Annotated in this window: 16 protein-coding genes and 1 pseudogene; 4 read left to right on the top strand and 13 right to left on the bottom strand. The window is 59.6% G+C overall.

The window, feature by feature from the left end; all coding sequences use genetic code 11:
• Positions 1-17 precede the first annotated feature (17 nt).
• The 10 genes from LOY50_RS18215 to LOY50_RS18170 form a co-directional block, all read right to left on the bottom strand.
• The gene (locus tag LOY50_RS18215) at positions 18-1,124 is read right to left on the bottom strand and encodes a glycosyl transferase (RefSeq protein WP_258688788.1); all 1,107 of its coding nucleotides are present in this window, start codon (positions 1,122-1,124) and stop codon (positions 18-20) included.
• Positions 1,115-2,224: a non-hydrolyzing UDP-N-acetylglucosamine 2-epimerase gene (wecB, locus tag LOY50_RS18210; protein WP_258688787.1), complete on the bottom strand. Its 1,110-nt coding sequence runs from the start codon at positions 2,222-2,224 to the stop codon at positions 1,115-1,117. Before wecB ends, LOY50_RS18215 begins: the two co-directional genes overlap by 10 nt.
• Positions 2,221-3,807, bottom strand: coding sequence for an FAD-dependent oxidoreductase (locus tag LOY50_RS18205; RefSeq protein ID WP_258688786.1), 1,587 nt, complete (start codon positions 3,805-3,807; stop codon positions 2,221-2,223). The genes wecB and LOY50_RS18205 overlap by 4 nt, the downstream gene beginning before the upstream one ends.
• The gene (locus tag LOY50_RS18200) at positions 3,797-5,077 is read right to left on the bottom strand and encodes an NAD(P)-dependent oxidoreductase (RefSeq protein ID WP_258688785.1); all 1,281 of its coding nucleotides are present in this window, start codon (positions 5,075-5,077) and stop codon (positions 3,797-3,799) included. Before LOY50_RS18200 ends, LOY50_RS18205 begins: the two co-directional genes overlap by 11 nt.
• Positions 5,078-5,079: 2 nt before the next feature.
• On the bottom strand, positions 5,080-5,487 hold the full coding sequence (locus LOY50_RS18195) for a GtrA family protein (protein WP_214510678.1): 408 nt from the start codon (positions 5,485-5,487) through the stop codon (positions 5,080-5,082).
• On the bottom strand, positions 5,484-6,152 hold the full coding sequence (locus tag LOY50_RS18190) for a class I SAM-dependent methyltransferase (protein ID WP_258688784.1): 669 nt from the start codon (positions 6,150-6,152) through the stop codon (positions 5,484-5,486). Before LOY50_RS18190 ends, LOY50_RS18195 begins: the two co-directional genes overlap by 4 nt.
• A 110-nt stretch (positions 6,153-6,262) precedes the next feature.
• Complete coding sequence (locus LOY50_RS18185) at positions 6,263-7,285, bottom strand: glycosyltransferase family 2 protein (RefSeq protein WP_253476308.1); 1,023 nt, start codon at positions 7,283-7,285, stop codon at positions 6,263-6,265.
• Positions 7,286-7,297: 12 nt separating this feature from the next.
• Positions 7,298-9,706 carry a phospholipid carrier-dependent glycosyltransferase gene (locus tag LOY50_RS18180; RefSeq protein WP_258688783.1) on the bottom strand — a complete coding sequence of 803 codons (2,409 nt, stop codon included), beginning with the start codon at positions 9,704-9,706 and terminating at the stop codon, positions 7,298-7,300.
• Positions 9,707-9,940: 234 nt separating this feature from the next.
• The gene (locus LOY50_RS18175; protein WP_258688781.1) at positions 9,941-12,388 is read right to left on the bottom strand and encodes a glycosyltransferase; all 2,448 of its coding nucleotides are present in this window, start codon (positions 12,386-12,388) and stop codon (positions 9,941-9,943) included.
• A gap of 147 nt (positions 12,389-12,535) precedes the next feature.
• Positions 12,536-13,354: an ABC transporter permease gene (locus LOY50_RS18170; RefSeq protein WP_253476289.1), complete on the bottom strand. Its 819-nt coding sequence runs from the start codon at positions 13,352-13,354 to the stop codon at positions 12,536-12,538.
• A gap of 184 nt (positions 13,355-13,538) precedes the next feature.
• Between LOY50_RS18170 and LOY50_RS18165 the strand changes: the two are divergent.
• The 4 genes and pseudogenes from LOY50_RS18165 to LOY50_RS18150 all read left to right on the top strand — a co-directional run.
• Positions 13,539-14,762, top strand: a pseudogene (locus LOY50_RS18165) (ABC transporter ATP-binding protein); the annotation flags it as partial.
• Complete coding sequence (locus LOY50_RS18160; RefSeq protein WP_258691253.1) at positions 14,742-16,262, top strand: polysaccharide pyruvyl transferase family protein; 1,521 nt, start codon at positions 14,742-14,744, stop codon at positions 16,260-16,262. The pseudogene LOY50_RS18165 and the gene LOY50_RS18160, both read left to right, overlap by 21 nt.
• On the top strand, positions 16,256-16,942 hold the full coding sequence (locus tag LOY50_RS18155) for a 2OG-Fe(II) oxygenase (RefSeq protein ID WP_258688780.1): 687 nt from the start codon (positions 16,256-16,258) through the stop codon (positions 16,940-16,942). Before LOY50_RS18160 ends, LOY50_RS18155 begins: the two co-directional genes overlap by 7 nt.
• A complete protein-coding gene (locus LOY50_RS18150) occupies positions 16,935-19,100 on the top strand; it encodes a glycosyltransferase (protein ID WP_408980815.1) in 2,166 nt (721 codons plus the stop codon). Before LOY50_RS18155 ends, LOY50_RS18150 begins: the two co-directional genes overlap by 8 nt.
• A 244-nt stretch (positions 19,101-19,344) precedes the next feature.
• Here LOY50_RS18150 and LOY50_RS18145 read toward each other — a convergent pair whose 3' ends face one another.
• The 3 genes from LOY50_RS18145 to LOY50_RS18135 form a co-directional block, all read right to left on the bottom strand.
• Positions 19,345-19,485, bottom strand: a complete 141-nt coding sequence (locus tag LOY50_RS18145; protein ID WP_258691285.1) for a hypothetical protein — start codon at positions 19,483-19,485, stop codon at positions 19,345-19,347.
• Between the two features lie 206 nt (positions 19,486-19,691).
• The gene (locus LOY50_RS18140; protein ID WP_258688778.1) at positions 19,692-20,510 is read right to left on the bottom strand and encodes an NAD(P)-dependent oxidoreductase; all 819 of its coding nucleotides are present in this window, start codon (positions 20,508-20,510) and stop codon (positions 19,692-19,694) included.
• Positions 20,511-20,553: 43 nt separating this feature from the next.
• A complete protein-coding gene (locus tag LOY50_RS18135) occupies positions 20,554-21,498 on the bottom strand; it encodes a glycosyltransferase family 2 protein (RefSeq protein ID WP_309475774.1) in 945 nt (314 codons plus the stop codon).
• Positions 21,499-21,599 lie beyond the last annotated feature (101 nt).

The following is a 21,599-nucleotide window of genomic DNA, read 5'->3' as shown; positions in this document are numbered from 1 at the left end:
ATCCTGGGTATCGGCCGTTATTTGCCGTTTTTGAGATTGATCGCAGAAAAACGCTGAGCCCAAAGGTGCGCCTGACGAAATTGATGAACAGTCGAGCGGTCGCTTTGGCTGGCGAGTGCTTGCATGGCGGTTTTACCCAGATCGGTGCCTTCATCCACGATCCAGACCCCTGGTTCCCGGTCGCGCAGGGCCATTTCACCGAAGCGAGTGGAGATGACGGGCAGGCCGAGGGCGCGGTATTCGTAGTATTTGATCGGATCGACCGAAGCGGTCAGGCGGTTGAGCTTGAACGGGATCAAACCCACCGAAAACGTTGCCATGGCCGCGATTGCACCGGCGTGGGAGCATTCGGGTAGCAGCTCGATGTTGGCGGGCAATACGCAAGGCGGCGGTGTGAAGAGGGGGCCGATCAGCCGGATCTGGTTTCCAGGATTGGCCTGCGCCAGCGCGATGACCAGCTCCCAATCGAACCAACGCCCCAGCGTGCCAACGTAGCCGAGTACCTGTTGTTTGGCACCGAAGTCCAGGCTTTCGACCGGCGCCAGTGCGTGCATGTCACAGGCATTGAGGGCCAGTTCTACCTGGTCGGTTGTGCCCAGGAGTTTGTCGCGAAGGGCGCTGGAGGACGCCAGTACTTTGGCGACCCGTCGAATGAGCTGGGCCTGGCGGCGTTCCATGGACCTGCGTGACAGGCCCTGATAAAAGGCCGGGAAATCATCCATGGCATCGTAGACGGCATGGCTTCCAGGGATGAGGGCGAGCAGTTGCAGGGCCAGTTCGGAAGGTTTTCCGACACAGATCATGCATGGGCCTTCCGCGGAAAATGCCGCAGCCTCTTTTAACAGGTTGCGCCACAGTCGCTTGAGGATTATTGCCGAGCCCGGAATGGGCTCGATGGGTAAGCTCCGGGGTTTGCAGACCTGCAACCAGGGTGGAACGGCGACGCTTTGCTGATCGGCAACAGGCGGCTTGCGCTTGAAATCGTTCAGCGTGGGTAAACGCGTTGGGTACGGATCGATCCAGAGTACTGGCGCCCCGGTCTGGTGGTGATACCAGTTGATGAAGTGATGGGGGCGCTGGCTGAAGCTGGCCCATGGCACCGGGGACAGGTAGATCATGCGCATGACTGGAAGTGCTGCCTTAAAACGTCGACGATGCGCGCGGCGGCCTTGCCGTCGCCATAGGGGGAAACCCCACGTGCCATGGCCTGATAAGCCTGCGGATCATCGAGCAGCCGCTGTGCTGCTTCGACGATGGTGTCCCGGTTGGCGCCGACCAGCTTGACCACGCCGAGGTCGACCGCCTCCGGGCGTTCGGTTTCCTCTCGAAGGACCAGCACCGGTTTGCCCAGGGCCGGGGCTTCTTCCTGCACGCCCCCGGAGTCACTGATGATCAGGTACGAGCGCTTCATTGCCGCGATAAACGGCGCGTAATCCAGCGGTGCGCAGAGGATGATGTTCGGGGTCCGCCCAAGCAGTTGGTGCGCGACATCCTTGACGTTCGGGTTGGGATGGACGGGATAGAGGATCTGGATGTCCGGGTTCCGCTCGGCCAGGTGCTTGAGTGCCTGGCAGATATTCTGGAACGGTTCGCCGAAATTTTCCCGGCGATGGGCGGTCACCAGCACCAGGCGTTTGCTGGCGTCCAGTGGGACAGTCAGGGCTGAGTCTTGTGCGGCAGTCATCAGCAAGGCATCGATCACGGTATTGCCGGTCAGGGTGATATCGCTGGTGGCGACACCCTCGCGCAGCAAGCTGTCCACGGCCTGCTGGGTAGGCGCGAAATGCCAGCGGGTCAGCTTGCCGGTGATCACCCGGTTGGCTTCTTCGGGGAACGGAGTGCGCAGGTCCCCGGTACGCAGGCCTGCTTCGACATGGCCAAAGGGAATCTGCAGGTAGAAACACGCCAGCGCAGCACTCATGACCGTGGTCGTGTCGCCTTGGGCCAGCACGACATCCGGTTTCTCGGCTTGCAGTACGCCGTCGAGTCCAAGCAGCAAGCGTGAGGTCAGCGCCGCCAATGACTGGTTGGGGCGCATGATGTCCAGGTCCAGGTCGGCAGTGATTGCGAACCCCTCAAGCACCTGGTCCAGCAAGCCTCGGTGCTGGGCGGTAGCTAGCACCCGACAAACGATATTCTTTTCGGCCTGGAGCGCCTTGATCACGGGGGCCATTTTGATGGCCTCCGGACGCGTACCGACGATGCAGAGTACCTTGCGGGTCATGCCTTGTGATTTCCTATCGTTGTTACGAGCGAGCGTGCTATCCGGTCCGCGTTGGCCATGAGAGTCAGCGTGTGGGATTTCTCGGTAAGGCTGGGCAGGCAGGCGCCATCGACAATATGCACACCGCCAAGGCCCGCGACTTCGCCAAGGCGATCGGTCTGCCCGATCCGGGGCGTCGAGTGCATGGGCAGGGTCCCCGCATAATGGATATCCGCCCCCGGTCTGCCGACGGTGAAGCTCATGGGCATCAACAGTGCGCCCATTTTCCAATAGATCCGGCGCAGCGTTGCCTCGGCAGTTTTCATGAGCCCGGGGAGCTCGGGATGCACTTGGCCTTCGATGCGCAACGAACCGTCGGGGCGCAAGACCGCGGTGTTGTTGGACAGGTGCCCGGGAAGGAAGATGTTCCCGACGAGGCAAGCGCTGAGCAGGTTTTTCAGCAGTTCGATGCTGTAGCGTTTGCTCATGGGGATCCGGCTGACAAACTCGGTCATCGGCAAGCCTGTGGTACTGAACGTCGAACCGAACGCCGTGGCGCTGGCCGTCAGCTCCAGGGCGAACGATAGCTGGCCCAGGCCGAATGTCGACACCCTTGGGGTTCCGAGCATTTTCGGCAGCCATAGCAGGAAAGCGGCCGTCGGTGATGACAGCAGTGGGATCGGAGCCGTATGGTTCAGGCCCTTGAGGGCGAGCCGGGTCGTGGCCAGGGTCCCCGCCGCCAGCAGCAGGCGCGTACCGCAGAAGCGCCGGGCGGAGCGATGGTCGGTGATCGCCCATGCACCGTCCAGTTTCTGCAGGTCCTCCACGAGGAAGTCCTGGACGTGCTGGAACCCTGGGTATTGCTTGAGTTTTTGCAGTTCTTGCGAGGCGCTATACAAGGCCTGGTTCTGACAGCCCCACAAGCAGTTCCCAGACAGGTCGCAAGCCTTGCGCTCGTCCAGCGGCTGGCTCAAGACGGCGACCCTGGAGCGGCCAAGGCGAAACCCCTGTTCGGGAAACGCCGGTCGGCGCCGGGTGTAGTGATCGAGCAGGCGCTGGTGCAGTGTGTCCAATGGCAGGGGCGGTTGCGACCACTCATCGAGGCCGAAGTAGCTTGAGAGGTCATCGTCGATCCGGCCACTGATACCGATCCGGCGAGTTACCGTTTCATAGGACGCCTGCATCTCGGAATATTCGATGGGCAGCCCGGTAAAGTCGCTGGCCCCGAGCGTTGCCACGCCGCAGCCCCAGGCATTGGACAGGCCTCCGGTGGCCAGTGAACCGATGCCGATAAAGTTGTCGGTCTCGATGCGGTTGCGGATGCTGAATCCCTCGAAGACGTGGGCGTGGGTCGGCGTCTTCAGCTTGGGCGATACCGCGTCCAGTTGGTTCAAGGCGTGGAAGTTTTCGCCGATCATCCATTTCCAATGATGCTCATCGTTTGCCCTGGCGCTGAGAAATGGACGCGTCGGCGGCGTCGCTGAGCCTGTATCGGCCTGGGCATCGACCATCAGGACTTTCAGGCCCGCCTTGACCAGCGGATAGGCTGCCGAAGTCCCGGCCGGGCCGCTGCCGACAATGATCACATCAAATTCAGGCTTCACGGTGGGCTTCACTTCCACGCAACAACTGGCGGGCAAAGGGGCGGCCTAACAGCGCCGCTATCTTCCACGCCAGCGCTTTGACCGAGGTGAGTCCCAGCGCAACCAGCGTGGCGACCAGGCTGCGCGGCTGTTGGGCGCCGAGAAACACCTGCGCGCCCTGGGGGCTGGCTTCGGCAATACCGAGTGCAACCTGCAGGCGCCAGGCCAGTTCCTGGCCGTCGGGCTTGTGCAGGACACCGGGATTGTCCAGGAGCGCCAGGAGTATCGGCCAGCGCATCAGCAAGCGTGAATGAATGATGGGTCGGGTTTTACCCGCACGTTCCAATGCCCTGGCGTAACGACTGACCAGGCTTCTTTGCGGCGGGCGTTTGAGCAGGTAGTGCAAGAGGCCCGCGGCTTCTTGCAGAAGCCCGCGACGTTGCCCATGGCCGGATCGATGCATGCCGTGGGCAAGGGGGCGCAACTGGATGCCGAGTTTTTGCAGGGACCGCGCGCTGTCAATGGGCGGCAGGTGGATGAGGGAAAAAATCCGCTCCAGGCCCAATTTCGCGCTCAAGGATCGTCCGAGTGACAGGCGTAATAGCCTGAGCAATGCCACCGGCAGAGGGACTGGCAGACGAGCGGCACGCACCCGGTGCTCCGCAATCGACATCAGGAAGCGGCCAAAGGCAATCGGTTTCACGGCGCCCAGATTGAGGATCTCGGCGTGAATGTCATTCCGTTCGACGACCGCTAATATCGAGGCTGCCAAGTCGTCGACATGAATAGGTTGCACGCCTGGTGCCGGCATCAGGATCGGAATAAACGGGCTTCGGCGCACCAACCCTGACAACAAGCCAAAGAGCCCGCGTTCGGGGCCACCATACACTTGGCCGGGACGGATCACGGTGCCCCCGGCGGCCAGCACGTGCTGCTCGATACGCCACTTGGTCCGGCCATAAGCGCCAGGAGCCGTGGCCTCGGCGGTTTGACTGGAGATGAAGATGAACCTGGCCGAGCCTTGTTGGGCGCAATGGATCAGCGCCTGGGCCGCCTTGACTTCGTCGTCTGTGCCGGTGGCAGCTGTCGATGTGTCGGCCGCCAAATGGATCAACACCTGGGTGCCCGCCGGGCACTTGGGCGCCGGGCCCCGCAGGTCATAAGGGAGCCAGGCATAGGTGGCGGGGCACGGCTGGCGCGTGGCGCACATGACTTCGTGTCCGCTGGCCGCCGCGAGGGCTGACAAGCGTTGTCCGATGTAGCCTGTCGCGCCGGTAATCAGTAGCTTCATCGTCATGCGCCTTCGGCGCGGTCAGTGGGAACAGGCGGGTGCGCAGCGGAATGAAACACGAACAGTTTGCTGATCCAGTAAGTCAGCACCACGCAGGCCACATCGGAGACAAATTTCACCAGGGCAGGGCTGTTGACGAAATACAGCCCCACGCTGAACAGCGCCGAAGCGAGCGGAATATTGATGGCAAGCAACGAGAAGTAGCGCACCGCTTGAACCTTGCTGCTGCCGCCGGTCGACTGGAACGTGAAGTGCCGATGCAAAAAGAACGCGAACACACCGGCGACGCCTTTACCGGCGATGTTGGCCAGGACGGGTTGATCGTTGAACAAGGCCATCAACAGCAAGAAGGTCCCCATGTCCAGCGCATAAGCCACGAGTTGGATGGTGCCGTACCGGATAAAGGTCAAGACTTCCTCCGGATGACCACGATGTGGTGCAGCGCCAATACCCGTCTCAACGGATACAACAGTTTTTCAACGACCTTGAGCACAGGGATCAGCGCGTCGGGCAGCAACTGGCGAAAGTTCAAGCCACCGGAAACCAGGTAGCGCAGATAATTGCCGCAGATTTCCTGGTGGACGATTTCCAGGCCCGGGTGCTTGCGCTCGAACGCCTGCCTGTCGCGAACGAAGACGATGTAGCTGAGGGCCTGGTTGGCGCCGTTCATGGGCCCGGTCGACGGGGTTTCCCAAGAAGGGAAGTGCATGTCGAAGCCTTCGGACTTGAACAGGCGCTTATAGAGAAAAGCGGCAAAGGGACCGTGGAAGGGTTCGATCAAAATGGCGCCGCCGCCGATCCTGAGGGTTCTTTCCAGCTCCGTGAAGAAACGATCGGGATGAGGGAAGTGGTGAAAGCAGTTCTGGCCGTAAAAGGCCCTCGCCGAGTGATCGTCCAGGCTCATTGCCTCGGCATTGAGCGCCATGTCCAGTTGCTCGGTGGCGACAATGTCCGTCGCCAATACTTCAGGGTACGAATTGCGCATGGGTGCGATGCCTGCCCCCAACTCCACCTCAAGACCTTCGACCTTGAAATAGCGGTCTGCCAGGCGATGAAACGCGTGGTGGAACTCCACGAATACTTCCCGAAGCATCCGCTTGCGCTCAAGCACTTTGCCGTGAAGTTCCAGGCGTTCGTTGCCATCGACATCCAGTGCCTTGAGCGACGGGTCCGTTAAAAAATCTCTTAGCGCTTTAATGAGTTTTCTTCCCGCAATGAGGTTGCTCTACCACGCCTGGATTGCCTTGGCCTGCTGGGTACGGAGGCGATGTCATAACCGAGGAACGCCATGATCAGTTGCAACCCCATGAGCATGGGCAGTGCGCTGAGCATCACGGTGCCGGCTGGCGTCGCGATGCCATTGCGCGCCGATTCATACCAGTGATAACTGCCGAAAAGGGTGCCGAACAAGAACATGAGAATCCCGATCGGCAGTTCGATCGAAGCCAGGGACATGTCGCGCAGATAATAGTTGTAGAGCACGCGCTTGGTGAAATTGCGCAGGTGTTTGAACAGGAATTCACCGACGATTTTCGAGATCTTGAGGTGACTGACCTCATCGCCGTATCGGGCTTCCATCGGAATATCCACCACGACGGCGCGCACGGTGTTCAGGCGGAACAGAATGTCGGTCTCGAAAAAGTAGCGTTGGCTGACCTTGTCCAGGGGTAAAAGCCTGGCGACGTCACGGTGAATCGCCGTGTAGCCGTTGGTGGGGTCGAACAGGTCCCAGTAACCCGTCGACAGTTTGGCCATCAGCGACAACACGGCATTGCCGAAAAGGCGAATGCGCGGCATCGATTGGACCTCTTCCAGATCGAAAAACCGATTGCCCTTGGTGTAGTCGGCTTCTCCCGCCAGGATCGGCTCGATGAACAGCGGGATCAGGGTCGGGTCCATCTGGCCGTCCCCATCGACTTTGACGATGATACTTGCGCCGTCGTCGAGGGCGGCTCGATAGCCGGTCATGACCGCACCGCCCACGCCTTTGTTGACGTCATGGGGCAGCACCTTGACCCGGGGGTCGTTACAGGAGGCCAGGACATGCCCGCCTGAACCGTCCGGGCAGGCATCGTCGATGACGTAGATGCGCCAGACCTCCGGCCCTATGGCCGCTATGACGGCGCCTATATGAGCGGTAACCCGATAGCTGGGGATGACGACGGCGACGCGTTGCTCGTCCGTGAAAAGCGCTGTTTTTGAGTTCATCGATATCGCCAACTATTGCCTGAATGAAAGTGACTTGAACTCCAGGGGAGTGTCGGTATGCCCGGATGCGTAAATGATCACGGACGTGGCATTGGCAGGGGCTACGACGTTCATCTCATGGGTCTCCCATTGCGTGGTGCAGTCAAACGTCTCGATGCTGGTGGTAATGAAATCGCCTTGTTCGTCCATCCAATTGGCCTGGATTCTTCCAGGCGTGGCTGTCGTTGCGCAGCGTGCCGACACGCTGTTGATGTACGTCAGCCCCGGCGTCACGTCGACACGTTGGGTTGCCGGTGTCTTGACACTGACGGTCAGGATCTTGCGCGCCGCGTCATAGGTCGAGGGTGACGTCAGGCTCCAGCCCTCGAGGCTGGACAGCCCTGGGTTGAGCAGGTGTTCGTAGTGCGTGTCATTGAGTTTGCGCAGTTCCATGTCACCCAGTCTGGCATACGACGTGGACACCGTGAGCAGCCGATCGAGTGGCGCCTGGGGCAGGGACTTGAGGTCGATCACCAACCAGCTCACCTGGCGCCGGCGCAAGCGCTGGGCAAGTTCTGATGGCGAAGCCGCCGAATCGAATTCGCTTTTCCATTTCAGGTTGTACCACGACGCGTAGAGGGCATCGCCATGCAAACCCGCCATCAAGGGCGACGCAAAGACCGCCACGGGCTGATGCCCGGTATTCAAGGCGTTGACGGTGTCGACCATTTTCCGGATGGGCAGGCGTTCCAATAGATAGGCATCCCGACCTGCCGTGCTCAACAGTGCAGAGGGTTTGATTTCGCCATAGTAAGTCGCGGCCTGGATGAAACGGGTATTGGTCAGGATCAACACGGCACCGGCCACGATGGCGAGGCTGCGCGGGAAGATCCTGGCGTCGGAAAAGGGCAGGGCCAGGATCACTGAGAACAGCGCGAAGGAGGGGAACACATAACGCAGGTAGGCCGTTGAGTGGAACGTCATGAACATCGCGCCGGCGCCGACCAGGAGGATGCACAGGGCTTTTTTGTTGCCGCTCAACAGCACGGCGACGGCAGCCGTGGGCAGCAGCAGCCATTGAAAGCCCGCCGCGCCAACCCGCCCTTCGATGAACTGAGGCGATTTGAAGACCATTCGATAGAGGGTGTCCCAGGTCACCCCGGTACCGAAAGTGGCCGGTGGTTCGAAATTGATGTTCGGCCAGAGCGGCGAATGGAAAATGGCATTGAAAAACGGGAACACGGGGTTGCCGGTCAAGTACCCGGCAGAGACGTAAGGGGTCGCACCGGCCAGTATCAGGGCGACACTGCCCAGCAGGAGCGTCTTGGCGATCCCTTGGACAGCCCAGGCCTTGTAGTGCAGCAAGAGGATCACCAGCAGGACCGGCAGGACGCTCAGGGTCACGGCCTTGGTCGCCATGGCGAAGCCCAGCAGGAGGCCGGCCAGGAGCAATTGCGACAGGCGCTCCCTGGGCTCCGGCGTAGAGCTTGAGACCTTCAGGATCGCCAGCGTCCCGGCCATCATGAAGGCGGTCCACGCCGATTCGATGTGCAGGCTGCTGCTTTCGGCGAAGGCGAGGGGCGTTGACAGAAAGATCAGGCTGGCCCAGCGGGCGCTTGTGGCGGAGCCTCCGGCCCAGAGGGTCATGTTGCGAATCTGCCACGCCAGCAGCAGGGTGAACGCGCTGTTGCTCAGGCGCGAGGCTGTTTCACCGGCCAGCATATAGACAATGCTGTAGATCCAGTCGGCCAGCATGGGCATGACCGCCCACACATAGGTGTTCGCATCGAACTTCCATTGATGCTGTTGGGCCAGGTGTGACGGGACAAAGAGGTGCATGGCCAACGCGTCATGCCCGACCTCCGGCATGAAGGCGACCAACACATAGAGGCAGGCGAAGCTGCCGATCAGCACGTCGAGCCCCGTCTGGAGGGGTGTTTGCGCTGAGCGGCTGGCCCGGATCTGCCGCAACAGTTCACGGCCTATCGAGGTGACGTGTCTACGTCCCAATACAAGCGGCAACAACAGCAGTGCGCCATACAGCCAGGGGTAGTTGATCGGCAAGTAGGCCGCCAGGCCTGTCAGTGTGCCGAACGTACCGGCTCCCACCAGCAGGTGGACGCTCCAGTCGGCCAAGGTTTCTTGCCTGAGCATCCACCTGCCGAGCACGGTCGAAGACAGTGCGAACACCGCGACGACCATCACCGGCCAAATCTGTGCGCAGGCAATGGACAGGCACGCCAGCAAACCCAGGCAAAGAATGATCGGTGGCTTGCGAGTGAAGACGGTGAGGGCGGCCAGGCTTGCCAGTGACAGAAATATCGTCCGGGTGCCGCTGTTTATGGGCGCCAGTTCAAGCGTCGAAAAACCGTATACGCCGACCACCGCACTCGCCAGTAAAACCAACAACACCACTGCGTATTTCAGGCTGAATCTGGGCAAAATATCGTCTCGGCTAAAGGGGCAATGCTGTCCATTGAGGCAAACCAGGATCCGTGGCGAGGGAGCTTGCTCCCGCTGGGCTGCACAGCAGCCCCCAAAAAGGCAGGATGCGACCAACCTGACACGCTGCGGAGGCTGGGTTCGGGGCCGCTTCGCAGCCCAGCGGGAGCAAGCTCCCTCGCCACGGATTCATCAGCTCCCTTGAATAAATGGCATTGCATGCAAAGGGGCTGCTTATACATCTCGGTACGTGTGCGGGACCCAGGATCCCCACTTGCTCTCGTAGATCGCCCGGTTTTTTTCGAAAAGCGCCTGTTTTTTCTTGGCACCCAAGGCGTCGAACGAGGCGGACAGGTGGTGGTGAACGAAGACGTCTTCGGCACAGGCCGCACGCATGCCACGACGCTGCACGCGACGGCAGTAATCGTCATCCTCGAAGAAGCCCAGGCCATACTCTTCGCACAGACCACCGATTTGCTCGTAGGTCGAACGCGGGAACATCACGCAGAAAAACGCCAGGGTGTTGATTTCGAACCACTCACCCATGCGAGCGCGGGTCATTTGCGCGGCTTCGGCGGGCATGTCATCCAGCCGGTCATAGCGGGTGCTGACTTTGGCCTCGTTGCCGATGTTGTTGGTGATCGGGCCGATGATGCCGATTTCCTTGTTGTCCTGCAGATGACGGATCAAGCCTTTGATCCAGCCAGCGGTGACGACCGTGTCGTTGTTCAGGATGACCAGATAGTCGCCACTGGCTGCCGCGAGGCCCAGGTTGTTGCCGGCGGAAAATCCCTTGTTGTCCGGGTTGAGGATGACGATCCGGTCTGGGTGTCCCTTGGCCCAGGCGGTGAGGTAGGCCGGGGTCTGGTCGCTGGAGTGGTTATCGACAACGATGATTTCAAGGTTCGGGTATTGGCTCTGGGTCAACAGGCTGTCGAGGCAGGCCTTGGTCAGTTCGAGGTTGTTGTAGGTCAACACCACCACGCTGACTTTGGGCAGGGGCAATGTCGCAATGGCCTCGCGCAGGCTGGCGGCCCGATGCTGCCAGGTCTGGCCCCGGGCGAACGATTGACGGGCCTCCAGCGTGGCGCTGGCCTCTGGCAGTGCGCCCAGGACACCGCGTAGGGTAGAGATGAACTCCGTCGGCTCTTCAACTGCCCAGACCAATTTGCCAAACTGGTTCAACTCCGGCAGTTTCACCGACACCACCGGTTTCCCCGCGCTCAGGTATTCATAGACCTTGACCGGGTTGGTGGCGAGGGTCAACGGCATGACCTTGAACGGAAGCAGGCAAACGTCCATGGCGTGGAGGTAGTAAGGCAGGGAGGTATACGGGACTTCGCCTTCCAGGACCACATTCGGGCAGGCCTTGAAGTATTTTTTCGCCTGGACGGTATCGCTGCCGATCAACAGTATCAGGTGCTGTGGGAAGGATTGGGCGACCCGCTTGACCAGGTCCAGGTCGAACCATTCGGCAATGACGCCATAGTAACCGATGATCTTTCTGTTGGTGGGGGCCCGGTAGACCTTGTCGGGACGTCGGCTGAAGAAACTGAACTCGCAGGCGTTGCGGATCACCTCGACGTTGCGGTTTTCCCGCTTGCCGTGTTGTTCGATCCAGTCGGATGTCGCCACCAGCAGATCGGCCCTGCGCATCAGGGCGGTTTCCAGGTCGAGCAACTCCTGGGCAACGTTGCCAAAGCCTTCGTGGTGATCCATGCAGTCATAGACCAGCGTGGCGTTGGGGACACGCCTTGCCAGCGGGAACCAGTAGGCGTGTTGGACAATGCAATCCACGGCATCGACGTTCGCCGATTGCAGGAGCATGGCCAGGCCTTCGCACAACTGGCGAATGGCGGCTGCTGACGGCGGGGCATGATAAATGGCCGGTGCACCGAGCACCTTGAAACGGATCTGGAACAGCCGGTTGGAGCCCTCCAAGGGCTCTGCTTCGAAGCCGGGGGCATCGTCGTCGATGAAGTCGTTCGAGATATAAAAGGTCGTTTGTCCGGCCCGGGCCAACTCCTTGGCAAGGTTTTGTGGGCGTTGGATGCGAAAATGCCAGTCGATCACGCCGAACATCAGGATCATGGGCTGCCCGAGGCTAGACGGTACTGCAAGGTTTACGGGCGGTGGCAGAGGTTGCAGGGCAAAACCAGCGTCTGCCGATGATTCGCCTGGTGTTGCCTTGCCGGGTTTCAACCAGCTTCGAAGTCGACGTGCCAGTTTGCTTTTCTGCTGTGCGGTGAGTGGCAACCAGGCGTAGACCCGGCGCGATAATTTATACAACTGCTTGCGTATCGAATAACGCAGCGGTGCGCGTTCGATGGCGTTGCCCCAATCAGAAATCTTGAACAGCTCGGCCTGCTTGGCCGCCAGTTGGGCACGCAGATCCACCGCCCAATCGGAAAGCACGACAGCCTCGCTTTCCTTTGTCTGGATTAACGCCTCGGCGTCCTTGAGGCGCTGTTCGGCCACCCGCAATTGCTCGCGCAGCCGCCCGGTCTTGCCTTCTTGAAGCGACAGACGGGTGCGAAGCGCTTTTGAATCAAGGTTCAGTTGTTTGATAAGCCGATCTCGATTCTCGATTTCCTTGACCAGTTGCAAGGCTTCAATGGATCTGGATTGTGTTGAGCGAGTCAATTTGTCAATGCAATCAACAAGACGGTTGATCTGGTCCATGCGGTTTTCTGGTCCTTTATTTAATACGGCAACGCATACTCGGTCTTGCAGGATCGACGTTGGCTTCAATCAACAGACAGGCCCAGGCTCCAGCCGTGCCATCAATCATCATAGCGGCTGCTGGACGGGGCGCCACGCATACAAACGTCATATGACGTCGGCAAAGCCTTTGCGGGTCCTCTGGAACCAGGCGAACCCTGAGCAGGCAATCAGCACGGAAATCGCCGAATAAGCGGCCAGGTGCTCCCATTGCGGCGTCTTGCCCCAGAACAGGACATCGCGAACCATTTCCACCGGCAGCGTCAGGGGGTTTGCCTGCAAGATGGCCTGGTAGCTTTGGGGCAGTGTCGAAAGCGGATAGAAAATCGGTGAGAGGAACAGCATCGCCGTGATGATAATGCCGATGAACTGGCCTATATCGCGCAGGTAGACGCTTATCGAGGCGAGAAACCAGGAGATCCCCAGCGTCAGCAGCACCAACGGGAACAGCACTACCGGCAGCAGAAGAGCCGTTACCGGAGGGGTACCGAACAGGACGATATAGAAGACCAGCCAGGCGAGGACGCTGACACCCATGTGGAACAGCGCTGCGCCAAGCGACACCAGCGGCAGGGTTTCCAGTGGGAACACAATTTTCTTGACGTAGTTGGTATTGGCCAGCACCAGGCCCGGCGCTCGGTTCACGCATTCGGAAAACAGGTTGAACACCAACAGGCCGGCGAACAGCACCAGGGCGAATTCGCTCTTGGATTCACCGCCGCCAGACCAGCGGGCCTTGAACACGACGCTGAACACGAACGTGTAGACCACCAGCATGAAAACCGGCGTGAAGAACGACCATAGAATACCGAGCATCGAGCCTTTGTAGCGACCGATGACTTCTCTGCGGATCAACACGTAGATCAATATTCGATTGATCAGGACACTCTTGACCATGGCGGCAGGGGACGTGCTGAACGACTGCATCGGTGCTTGATCCTAAAGACAATATCGAATGCTCCTTGAGTCGCATCCTCACGGAGGGTAGGCCTAGTGTAGATTCATTCGCAGTTTTTTATCCCATCTGTGCTTAACTCATCCGCAGCCCCCAGCGAAGGACTGATTCAGTAACGCCGCAATAATGGCCGTGATTCATGGAAGGGTTTTACCGATGTCGTTTGAAGTGGCCATCTGCGCCGAAAACCTGAGCAAGTGTTATCAGATTTACGATGCCCCCAAGGACCGCCTGTTGCAGATGCTGGTACGCGGCAGGAAGCGTTTCTATCGCGAGTTCTGGGCGCTGGACGATGTTTCCCTGACCATCGCAAGGGGGGAGACCGTCGGTATCATCGGCCGTAATGGCAGTGGTAAATCCACCCTGTTGCAACTGATCTGCGGAACGTTGATGCCAACCCGGGGCAGTGTCCAGGGGCATGGCCGGATTGCCGCGTTGCTTGAGCTGGGGTCCGGTTTCAATCCGGAGTTCACCGGTCGGGAAAACGTCTATGTGAATGCGGCGGTGCTGGGCTTGAGTCGCGCGGAAATCGACGCCCGCTTCGAAGATATCCTCGCCTTTGCCAATATCGGCGACTTTATCGACCAGCCCACCAAAATCTATTCCAGCGGGATGCTGGTACGGCTGGCCTTCGCCGTTTCGGTCTGTGTCGAGCCCGAGATCCTGATCGTCGATGAAGCCCTGTCCGTCGGCGATGCATCCTTTCAATTCAAATGCCTGAATCGGCTGGAAGAACTGGCGGCCAAAGGCACGACCCTGCTGTTCGTCTCCCATGACATGAGCATGGTCAAGCGCTTCTGCCACCGGGTCATCTACCTGCGCGCAGGCCGGGTCGTTGCCAGTGGTTCGCCCGATGAAATGGCCGAGCTGCATTTGCTCGACATGCGCGACGAGCAACGCCGCTGGGCCAGTGGCGGAGTCATACCGGTTACGCGCAAGTCATTCATGGGCGGGCAGGAGGGGATGGCCTTCGGGACCGAAGAGGGGCACATCAGCGCTGCCTGCTTCACCAACACCCAGCAGCTCTCCTCCAGTTACCTGTATGGCGACGACATCGAGATTCGCGTCGAGGCGTTGCTGCATGAGTCGATCACGCAACCCAACATCAGCTTCACTATCCAGGAAGCCAGGTTGCTGGTGATCGGCGGGGGCAACTTCGCACTGCAACCAGGCCCGGCCGAGAATGGCTGGCGGCGCGCAGCGATCACGGTGCGCTTCCCGGCCAACCTCGCCGAGGGGCGCTATCATGTCACGCTCAAGCTGTTGCACGGCGCGACGGAAGACACCTCGCAACTGATCGAGAAACAGGTGGCGCCCTTGGCGTTCGACATGTTGCCGAACCACAAGAGTTTCCTGGGCATGGTTGACCTGGGATTGCAGAGGATCGACCCTCGACCAGTCGAGTCGCTTGCCAAGGCCTGCGGGACTCAAGGAGAGAAGGTTTTGACGCAACACCTGGACGAGCGCACGTGGCAGGTCGCTATATTCGGCACCTTTGATGTAGAAAACTACGGTGACCTGCTGTTTCCGATCATTGCCGAGGCGGAGTTGGCCCGGCGCTTGGGTTCAGTCAACCTGCATCGGTTTTCCTATCACGGGAAAACCCGATCGCAATGGCCCTATGCGGTGACGTCGTTGACGCAGTTGCCTCATGTAGCGGCCAGCCTGGATGGCGTTTTGATCGGTGGTGGCTTCCTGATCCGATTCGATAAAGTCGTTGCCCACGGCTATGGTCCGACAACCGCCAATATCCATCACCCTACCGGTTATTGGCTGACCCCTGCGCTCATCGCGCAGCAGCACGGGGTTCCGGTCATGTGGAATGCCCCCGGGATGCATTGCAACAGTATTCCCGACTGGGCCAGGCCGTTGTTGACGATGGCTCTTGAGCAGAGCCAGTACGTGCGCGTCCGTGATGCACTGTCGCGCGATGCCCTCGGCGCGCTCACCCGGCAGGTCGAGATCGAAGTGCTGCCCGATACCGCGTTTGGCTTGCCCCGCCTGATCGATGAGCAGCAGCCCTCCGCTGAGTTCATTCGCCTGCGCGAGCACGCCGGGCTGACCGGGCCCTACATCGTGATCCACGCCATTCATGTGGTGGAATCTTTTGTAAAACTGTTCGAAGACCACGCCGAGGCGTTCCAGGGCTATCAGTTCCTGGTGGTGCCGATTGGCCCTGTCCTGGGTGACGATCCGTCGGTCATTGCGGCGCGCCTGCCCCAGGCAATCACCTTGTCGTTCTGGCCAGAGCCGTTGCTGATGGCGGAAATTCTCAGCCAGGCCCAAGCGGTGATCGGCCATAGCTACCACCTGGCAATCACCGCTCTGGCGTTTGGCGTCCCGGTGTTCTGCTCGGCGGATCTGACGACGGGCAAGTACACGGCGCTGGCGGAGTTCGATTCACTCCATGCGTTGCCGGACGCGGCGACGGTCGATCCGCAATGGTTTCTAGCGCGGGTGGGCAAGACCCATCCATCGCCCGCGGCGCGTGCGGCGGCGGATCGGTTGGTCGAGCATTGGGACCGTGTCGCTGCGATCATTCGCCAGGGCAAAACCTCGTCCCAGCCGGTGTTGGGTGCATTTCTACAGCATCTACCCAACCTGCTCGAAGCCGCGGCCGAGGGGCGTGATCCAATGTCGGCTGAATGTCCGGCAAGCCCCGCCATGCCGGAGCCTGATGTCATCGAACCGACGCCGGAGCCGGCAGTACAAGCGCTTGCCCAGCAGCAACAGATCGCCCAGCTCAGTCAGCAACTGGCCCTCAGTGACGCCAGGATGCTTGAGTTGCAGAACTCCAATTCATTCCGAATGACCGCACCACTGCGTTCCATCGCCCGTGGTATCAGAAACCTGACAGCGAACAAGAACAGACAATGCTAGATCTCTCTCGTCTCACGCCAGCGGCGCTAAAGTCTCACCCGTTCTCATGGGCTGAAATTGGCAGTCTGTATTCGACCGAGGATGCCGCCGCGTTGGCGGCGTCCTTCCCTCATGATCACTTCAAGACGGTGAGTGGTTATGGTGGCGAAAAAAACTATGACTATGAGGCCCGCGCCCTGGTAGGCATGGGCACCCATACCATCGCTTTCCCCGAAGAACTGAGCGAGGCATGGTTGAGGCTGGCGCAGGACCTTGGCTCGGCCGGCTATCGAGAGGCCATGTCGGAGCTGACCGGGATTGATCTGCGCAGCGTGCCGATGGAGGTCAACGTTTTTCATTACGGTCCTGGCGCGAGCCTGGGAGCCCATCCGGACCTGCCCGATAAACTGGTCACCCATATCCTGTATTTCAATGAGTCCTGGGACCGCAACGACGGCGGGTGCCTGAACATCCTGCACCGCAACGATCCCACTGCCGTGGCGGCCGAGATCGAGCCCCTGGTGGGCAACTCGGCGATCCTGGTGCGTTCGGATAACTCCTGGCATGCGGTCACGCCCGTGGTGAGCGGCTGCCATTCCTCCCGCCGCAGCCTGACGGCAACGTTCTACCGACCGGGGTCCCTCAGTTCCATGTGGCCGCCGGGCGACAGCACTCCACTGCATGGATACCCACGTGCTTAAGCTCGACAGCACCTTGATCGACCGCGACGCCGCCTTGGCTCAAAGAGATGCGGCCATCAATGAGCGCGATATTGCCTTGGCAAAAGTCGACTTCCTGCAAAACACCCGTTCGTGGCGTTTCACCCGACCACTGCGCTCGCTTTTCCGGTTGATGCGTTATGGTTTTAGCGCCATGCAGGAATTCCCCGAGACGGCCGCTGCAATCGTCTACCCGGCCGCACCGCAGCCGTTGCCCAACCCTGACGTGGACCCGGATTTTGCCACGAAAGGGCGCCTGGATATTCTCTGCTTCGCCAACATTGAGTGGGCTGCACGCTTCCAGCGCCCGCAGCAGTTGATGAACCAGTTTGCGAGCAATGGTTACCGGGTGTTTTATATCGTCCCCTCCAGCGTGCCGGAACAGGGACAGCTCTATCGGTTGACCTCAGTGGCGCCCAATGTTTTTGAAGTGGCGCTGCAGCGTGATGTGCAAGAAGCGTATTACGAAAAAGTAGTGACGCCTGAGAATCATCAGGCTTTGCTGCTCGCGATGGCCGCACTGGTCGCCGATATGCAGATAAGAACCGCCCTCGCGGTGGTGCATATTGCCTACTGGAGCCCCGTGGCACGCAGCCTGCGCGCCATGCATGGCTGGCGTATTCTTTATGACTGCATGGATGACTGGGATGGTTTCCCGAACATCGGCGAACAGCTGCTGAGCGAGGAAAAGACCCTGATTGCCCAGGCCGACCTGGTGACCGTTTCCGCCGCGTTGCTTTACCAAAAGTGGTGCACCCATAACCCACGTTGCGTACTGGTGCGAAACGCGGTGGATTTCGCTTTTTTTCGGCAGCACTGCTTTACCAATGATGTGCTGGGCGGGCTTGCCGGGCCTGTCATTGGCTACTACGGCGCCCTGGCGCAATGGCTCGATTATCCTTTGCTGGCAGCGTTGGCGGACAGGCGGCCAGAGTGGAACTTCATCCTGGTGGGGGATATTTTTGTCGACGATCTGGCGGGCCTTGAGCACAAGCCCAATGTCCAGTTGTTGGGCAGGAAGCCTTACTCGCAAATGCCGCTTTACCTGGATCATTTCGATGCCTGCCTGATTCCTTTCAGGCTCTACAACGTGACGCACGCGGTCGATCCGGTGAAGTTCTACGAGTACATCAGTGCAGGCAAACCGGTGATTTCCACGCCTTTGGCGGAGATGAGCATTTACAAAGACCTGTTGTACTTCGCAACCGGAGTCGATGAGTTCATCGAGCAGATCGAGGGTGCCTTGGCCGAGCGCGACCTGGCCCTGTACAAACGACGCGTAGAACTTGCCCGGGCCAATGATTGGAAAGATCGATTCGATAGCATGCAACTGGCTATCGTCGGGCTGTATGAAAAAGTCTCCATCGTGCTCGTGACGTACAACAACCTCAATCTGACGATTCAATGTGTAAACAGCATTCTGCGCAATACCACCTGGCCCAATTACCAGCTCATTGTCGTCGACAACGGCTCGGAGGATGGTACGGGCGATTATCTCGAGCGCCTGCGCCAGGAAGTGCCGACCGCGAAGGTCATCCTCAACCCAGACAACCGAGGCTTCGCTGCGGCCAATAACCAGGGCTTGCGAGAAGCCGACGGTGACATCCTGCTGTTGCTCAATAACGACACGGTAGTGCCTGACGGCTGGCTGGATCCGCTGGTCAGGCATTTGAGCGACCCGAGTATCGGCTTGATCGGACCGGTCACGAATGCGGTAGGAAACGAAGCGAAAATCGAAGTTTCCTACACCGACATTCAACAGATGCAAGATTTTGCAGACCGCTACACCGAAGCCCACAAGGGGCAGTCGTTCGACATCTCGATGCTCGCCATGTTCTGTGTCGCCTTTCGCCGAGGCATTCTCGAAGAGGTGGGGTATCTGGATGAAGCATTCGGTATCGGAATGTTCGAGGACGACGACTACAGCCGTCGCGTGCAGGCGGCCGGCTACCGGACGGTCTGCGCCGAAGACGCGTTTATCCATCATTACGGGCAGGCATCGTTCAGGAAGCTGATCGCCAGTGGTGAGTACCAGGCCCTCTGGGACAAAAACCAGGCGTACTTCGAAAGCAAATGGGGCGCTTGGCAAGCCCACGTTCATCGTAACGAGCCTGGGGTGGAAACGGGGGACAAGGGCTAGGTCGCGACAAGGTCATCACATTCAACATTTTCGTCGACGATGACACCGCCTTCGCGAGCAGGCTCGCTCCCACATGGATTTTCGGGTGTTCCCAGCATCTGCACACGACATAAAAATCTGTGGGAGCGAGCTTGCTCGCGAAGAGGCCGGCACATCCAACATCACCAAAAACTGACACACCGCCATCGCGAGCAAGCTCGCTCCCACAGGAGAAACTCGGTCCCACCAAGAGCCAGGTCGGCTACTAGGCCGCCTCGGCGTGGATGTTGATCTCGGGCGCCCCGTTAACCACGCTGGCCGAACGCAGGTATTGCGTAGTGGGCACCTCGGCATGGATGCCGAGGTAGCCGCGCTGGGCCATGGATGGCCCTTCGCGGCGGCCCACGGAGCAATGCCGGAGTGAGGGCACACCGAGCCTAAGCGAGGTGCCGAGTGGTGGGGCAAAAGCGTTTTGCTTACTTTTGACTGGGCCGGCTTCCGGGCTTTTCAAAAGTGAGCCGCCGTAAGGGCGGAACCCTAAGCCGCCGTTACCGCAGCAACGGATATACCCCCCGCCAGAAGAACCATCCCGCCTATTCGCCCAAGACTATCTCAGCGCCCAGGCAAATCCTCACCCATCAGATGAAACGCCCGAGGAGCAAAACCAAGCCAATCACTGGCGGGCGAATGGTCAAACACCAAGTCCTCGTTCATCCGCCCCACCAACGCACTTGAAAGATGTCGATAACGCGGCAGACACCGCATGATCGAAATGCCCCGGCTTAACACCTGGGCAGGGAGGGGCAGCGTTCGCTCCGGACGCCCCATGGCCTGGAATATTCGCCTCACCATCGTGTGATAAGGCAAGACTTCCCCTCCTGAGAGGTTATAGCCGCCACTGGGCAGACCAGGCGTACTCATGGCGGACAGACACGCCTGGATCACGTCATCAGCATGCACTGGCTGGCGCAATCCGGTACCACCCCCGATAAGCGGGAAAAATCCGAAGCGTTGAATGAAACGGGCTATTTGCGAGATGTTCTTGTCGCGACCAAAGCCATAGATCATGGTCGGCCGCAGGATCACCCATTCGACTTGCCGTTCGATCGCCCACTGCTCGAGCTGTTCTTCTGCGCGTATCAAGCGTTGCGCCACGTCCCGTTCCCGAGCATCGGGCGATGCTTGCTTGGTAAAACGGCTTGTGGAGGACAGCACGACAACGCGTTTGACGTGGGTGCTGGCCAGGCGCTCCAGATAGTCGGGTAACACCCAGATAGGGGCAAATGACAGGAAAGTATCCAGCGTCAGCCCGTGCCAGTCGTCAGCATTTCGCCACGTCACACCGGGGTAGGACACCGTGGGCAGGCTTCGAGTGAAGGCGCTCGTCGGGAGACCGGTTTGTGCCAGCAATGGCAGGGCGTGCTCGCCCAAGAGGCTGGAGCCGCCCAATATTCCTATTCGCACTTGAGGTCTCTTATCGTAGGCTCCATGCATGTCTAAACCGGGTAGCCGCGTGGCGAAGGACCATCAGGCTGAATCGAAACCAGACCCCGATCACCACACTGACCCATAGCACGGCAGGGTATTTGCGGCGGAAAAACTTGCGATAGAAACGCAGAATCCCCAGGTGTTTGTGCCATTCGACGAAATAGGGACGCTGGCGACTGCAGCCACCGAATACATGCATCACACGGGCATCTGGCACGAACAGTACGCGCCAGCCGGCCTGATGGAAGCGCATGCACCAGTCCAGGTCCTCGCAATGAAGGAAATAGTCTTCGTCCCACAACCCGACACTCTCGATCGCTTCGCGCTTGACCAGCATGCACGCCCCGGAGACGGCCTCAACGACAATGGGGACGCTGGGTAGCGGCTCCTTGTGCAATAAAAAGTCGGACAACAGTGATGGGAAAAGTGCTGAGAGCCGCGAAAGTCCGAAAGCCCGCATGAAGGCGCGTCTGGGCGTTGGAAATACGCGACGCCCACCGGCTTGCTCGCTGCCGTCCGGGTTGCACAGGAACCCTCCGACCATGCCGATCTCTGGCGCACTGCGCAGGGCCAGCAGCAAGTGGTCTATGGCATCGGCGGCCAGCACGGTGTCCGGGTTCAAGAAAAATAAATTGGGGGCCGCTGACAGGCGGGCACCTTGGTTGCAGGCCACGGCGAAGCCGAGGTTGGCGGTATTGCGTAGGATTTGAAGCGAGTCGCCGGCAGCGTGGGTTCGCTCCACCAGCATCAGGCTATCGTCGTGGGAATCGTTGTCCACCACGATCACGTTCGAAGCGCCGGCGGCAAACGCCGACCTTACACACGCCAACAAAAGTTCACCGGCATTGTAATTGACGATGATCACATCACACTCGCCACGTAGAGATGATGTGCTCCATTCATCAATAACGAGCAGTTCCACTGCTTCCAACTTCATCACTCCATTGCTCAAACCTGAATACGTATGGGATCGCAACTACTCAGGTCTGTATCCAAGATAGCAGGTCCGTGCCCTACGACCAGTTCCGGCTA

Origin of the sequence: Pseudomonas sp. B21-010, assembly GCF_024749325.1 — a bacterium.
GTDB lineage: Bacteria > Pseudomonadota > Gammaproteobacteria > Pseudomonadales > Pseudomonadaceae > Aquipseudomonas > Aquipseudomonas kilonensis.
Note: the sequence above shows the minus strand (reverse complement) of the source record. Positions and strands in the feature narration are given on the sequence as shown.

Bases quoted from the DNA above. Each gene is read 5' to 3' on its own strand.
- LOY50_RS18215 (WP_258688788.1), bottom strand. From the start codon at position 1,124: ATGCGCATGATCTACCTGTCCCCGGTGCCATGGGCCAGCTTCAGCCAG.
- wecB (WP_258688787.1), bottom strand. From the start codon at position 2,224: ATGACCCGCAAGGTACTCTGCATCGTCGGTACGCGTCCGGAGGCCATC.
- LOY50_RS18200 (WP_258688785.1), bottom strand. From the start codon at position 5,077: ATGAAGCTACTGATTACCGGCGCGACAGGCTACATCGGACAACGCTTG.
- LOY50_RS18185 (WP_253476308.1), bottom strand. From the start codon at position 7,285: ATGAACTCAAAAACAGCGCTTTTCACGGACGAGCAACGCGTCGCCGTC.
- LOY50_RS18175 (WP_258688781.1), bottom strand. From the start codon at position 12,388: ATGGACCAGATCAACCGTCTTGTTGATTGCATTGACAAATTGACTCGC.
- LOY50_RS18170 (WP_253476289.1), bottom strand. From the start codon at position 13,354: ATGCAGTCGTTCAGCACGTCCCCTGCCGCCATGGTCAAGAGTGTCCTG.
- LOY50_RS18160 (WP_258691253.1), top strand. From the start codon at position 14,742: ATGGTTGACCTGGGATTGCAGAGGATCGACCCTCGACCAGTCGAGTCG.
- LOY50_RS18155 (WP_258688780.1), top strand. From the start codon at position 16,256: ATGCTAGATCTCTCTCGTCTCACGCCAGCGGCGCTAAAGTCTCACCCG.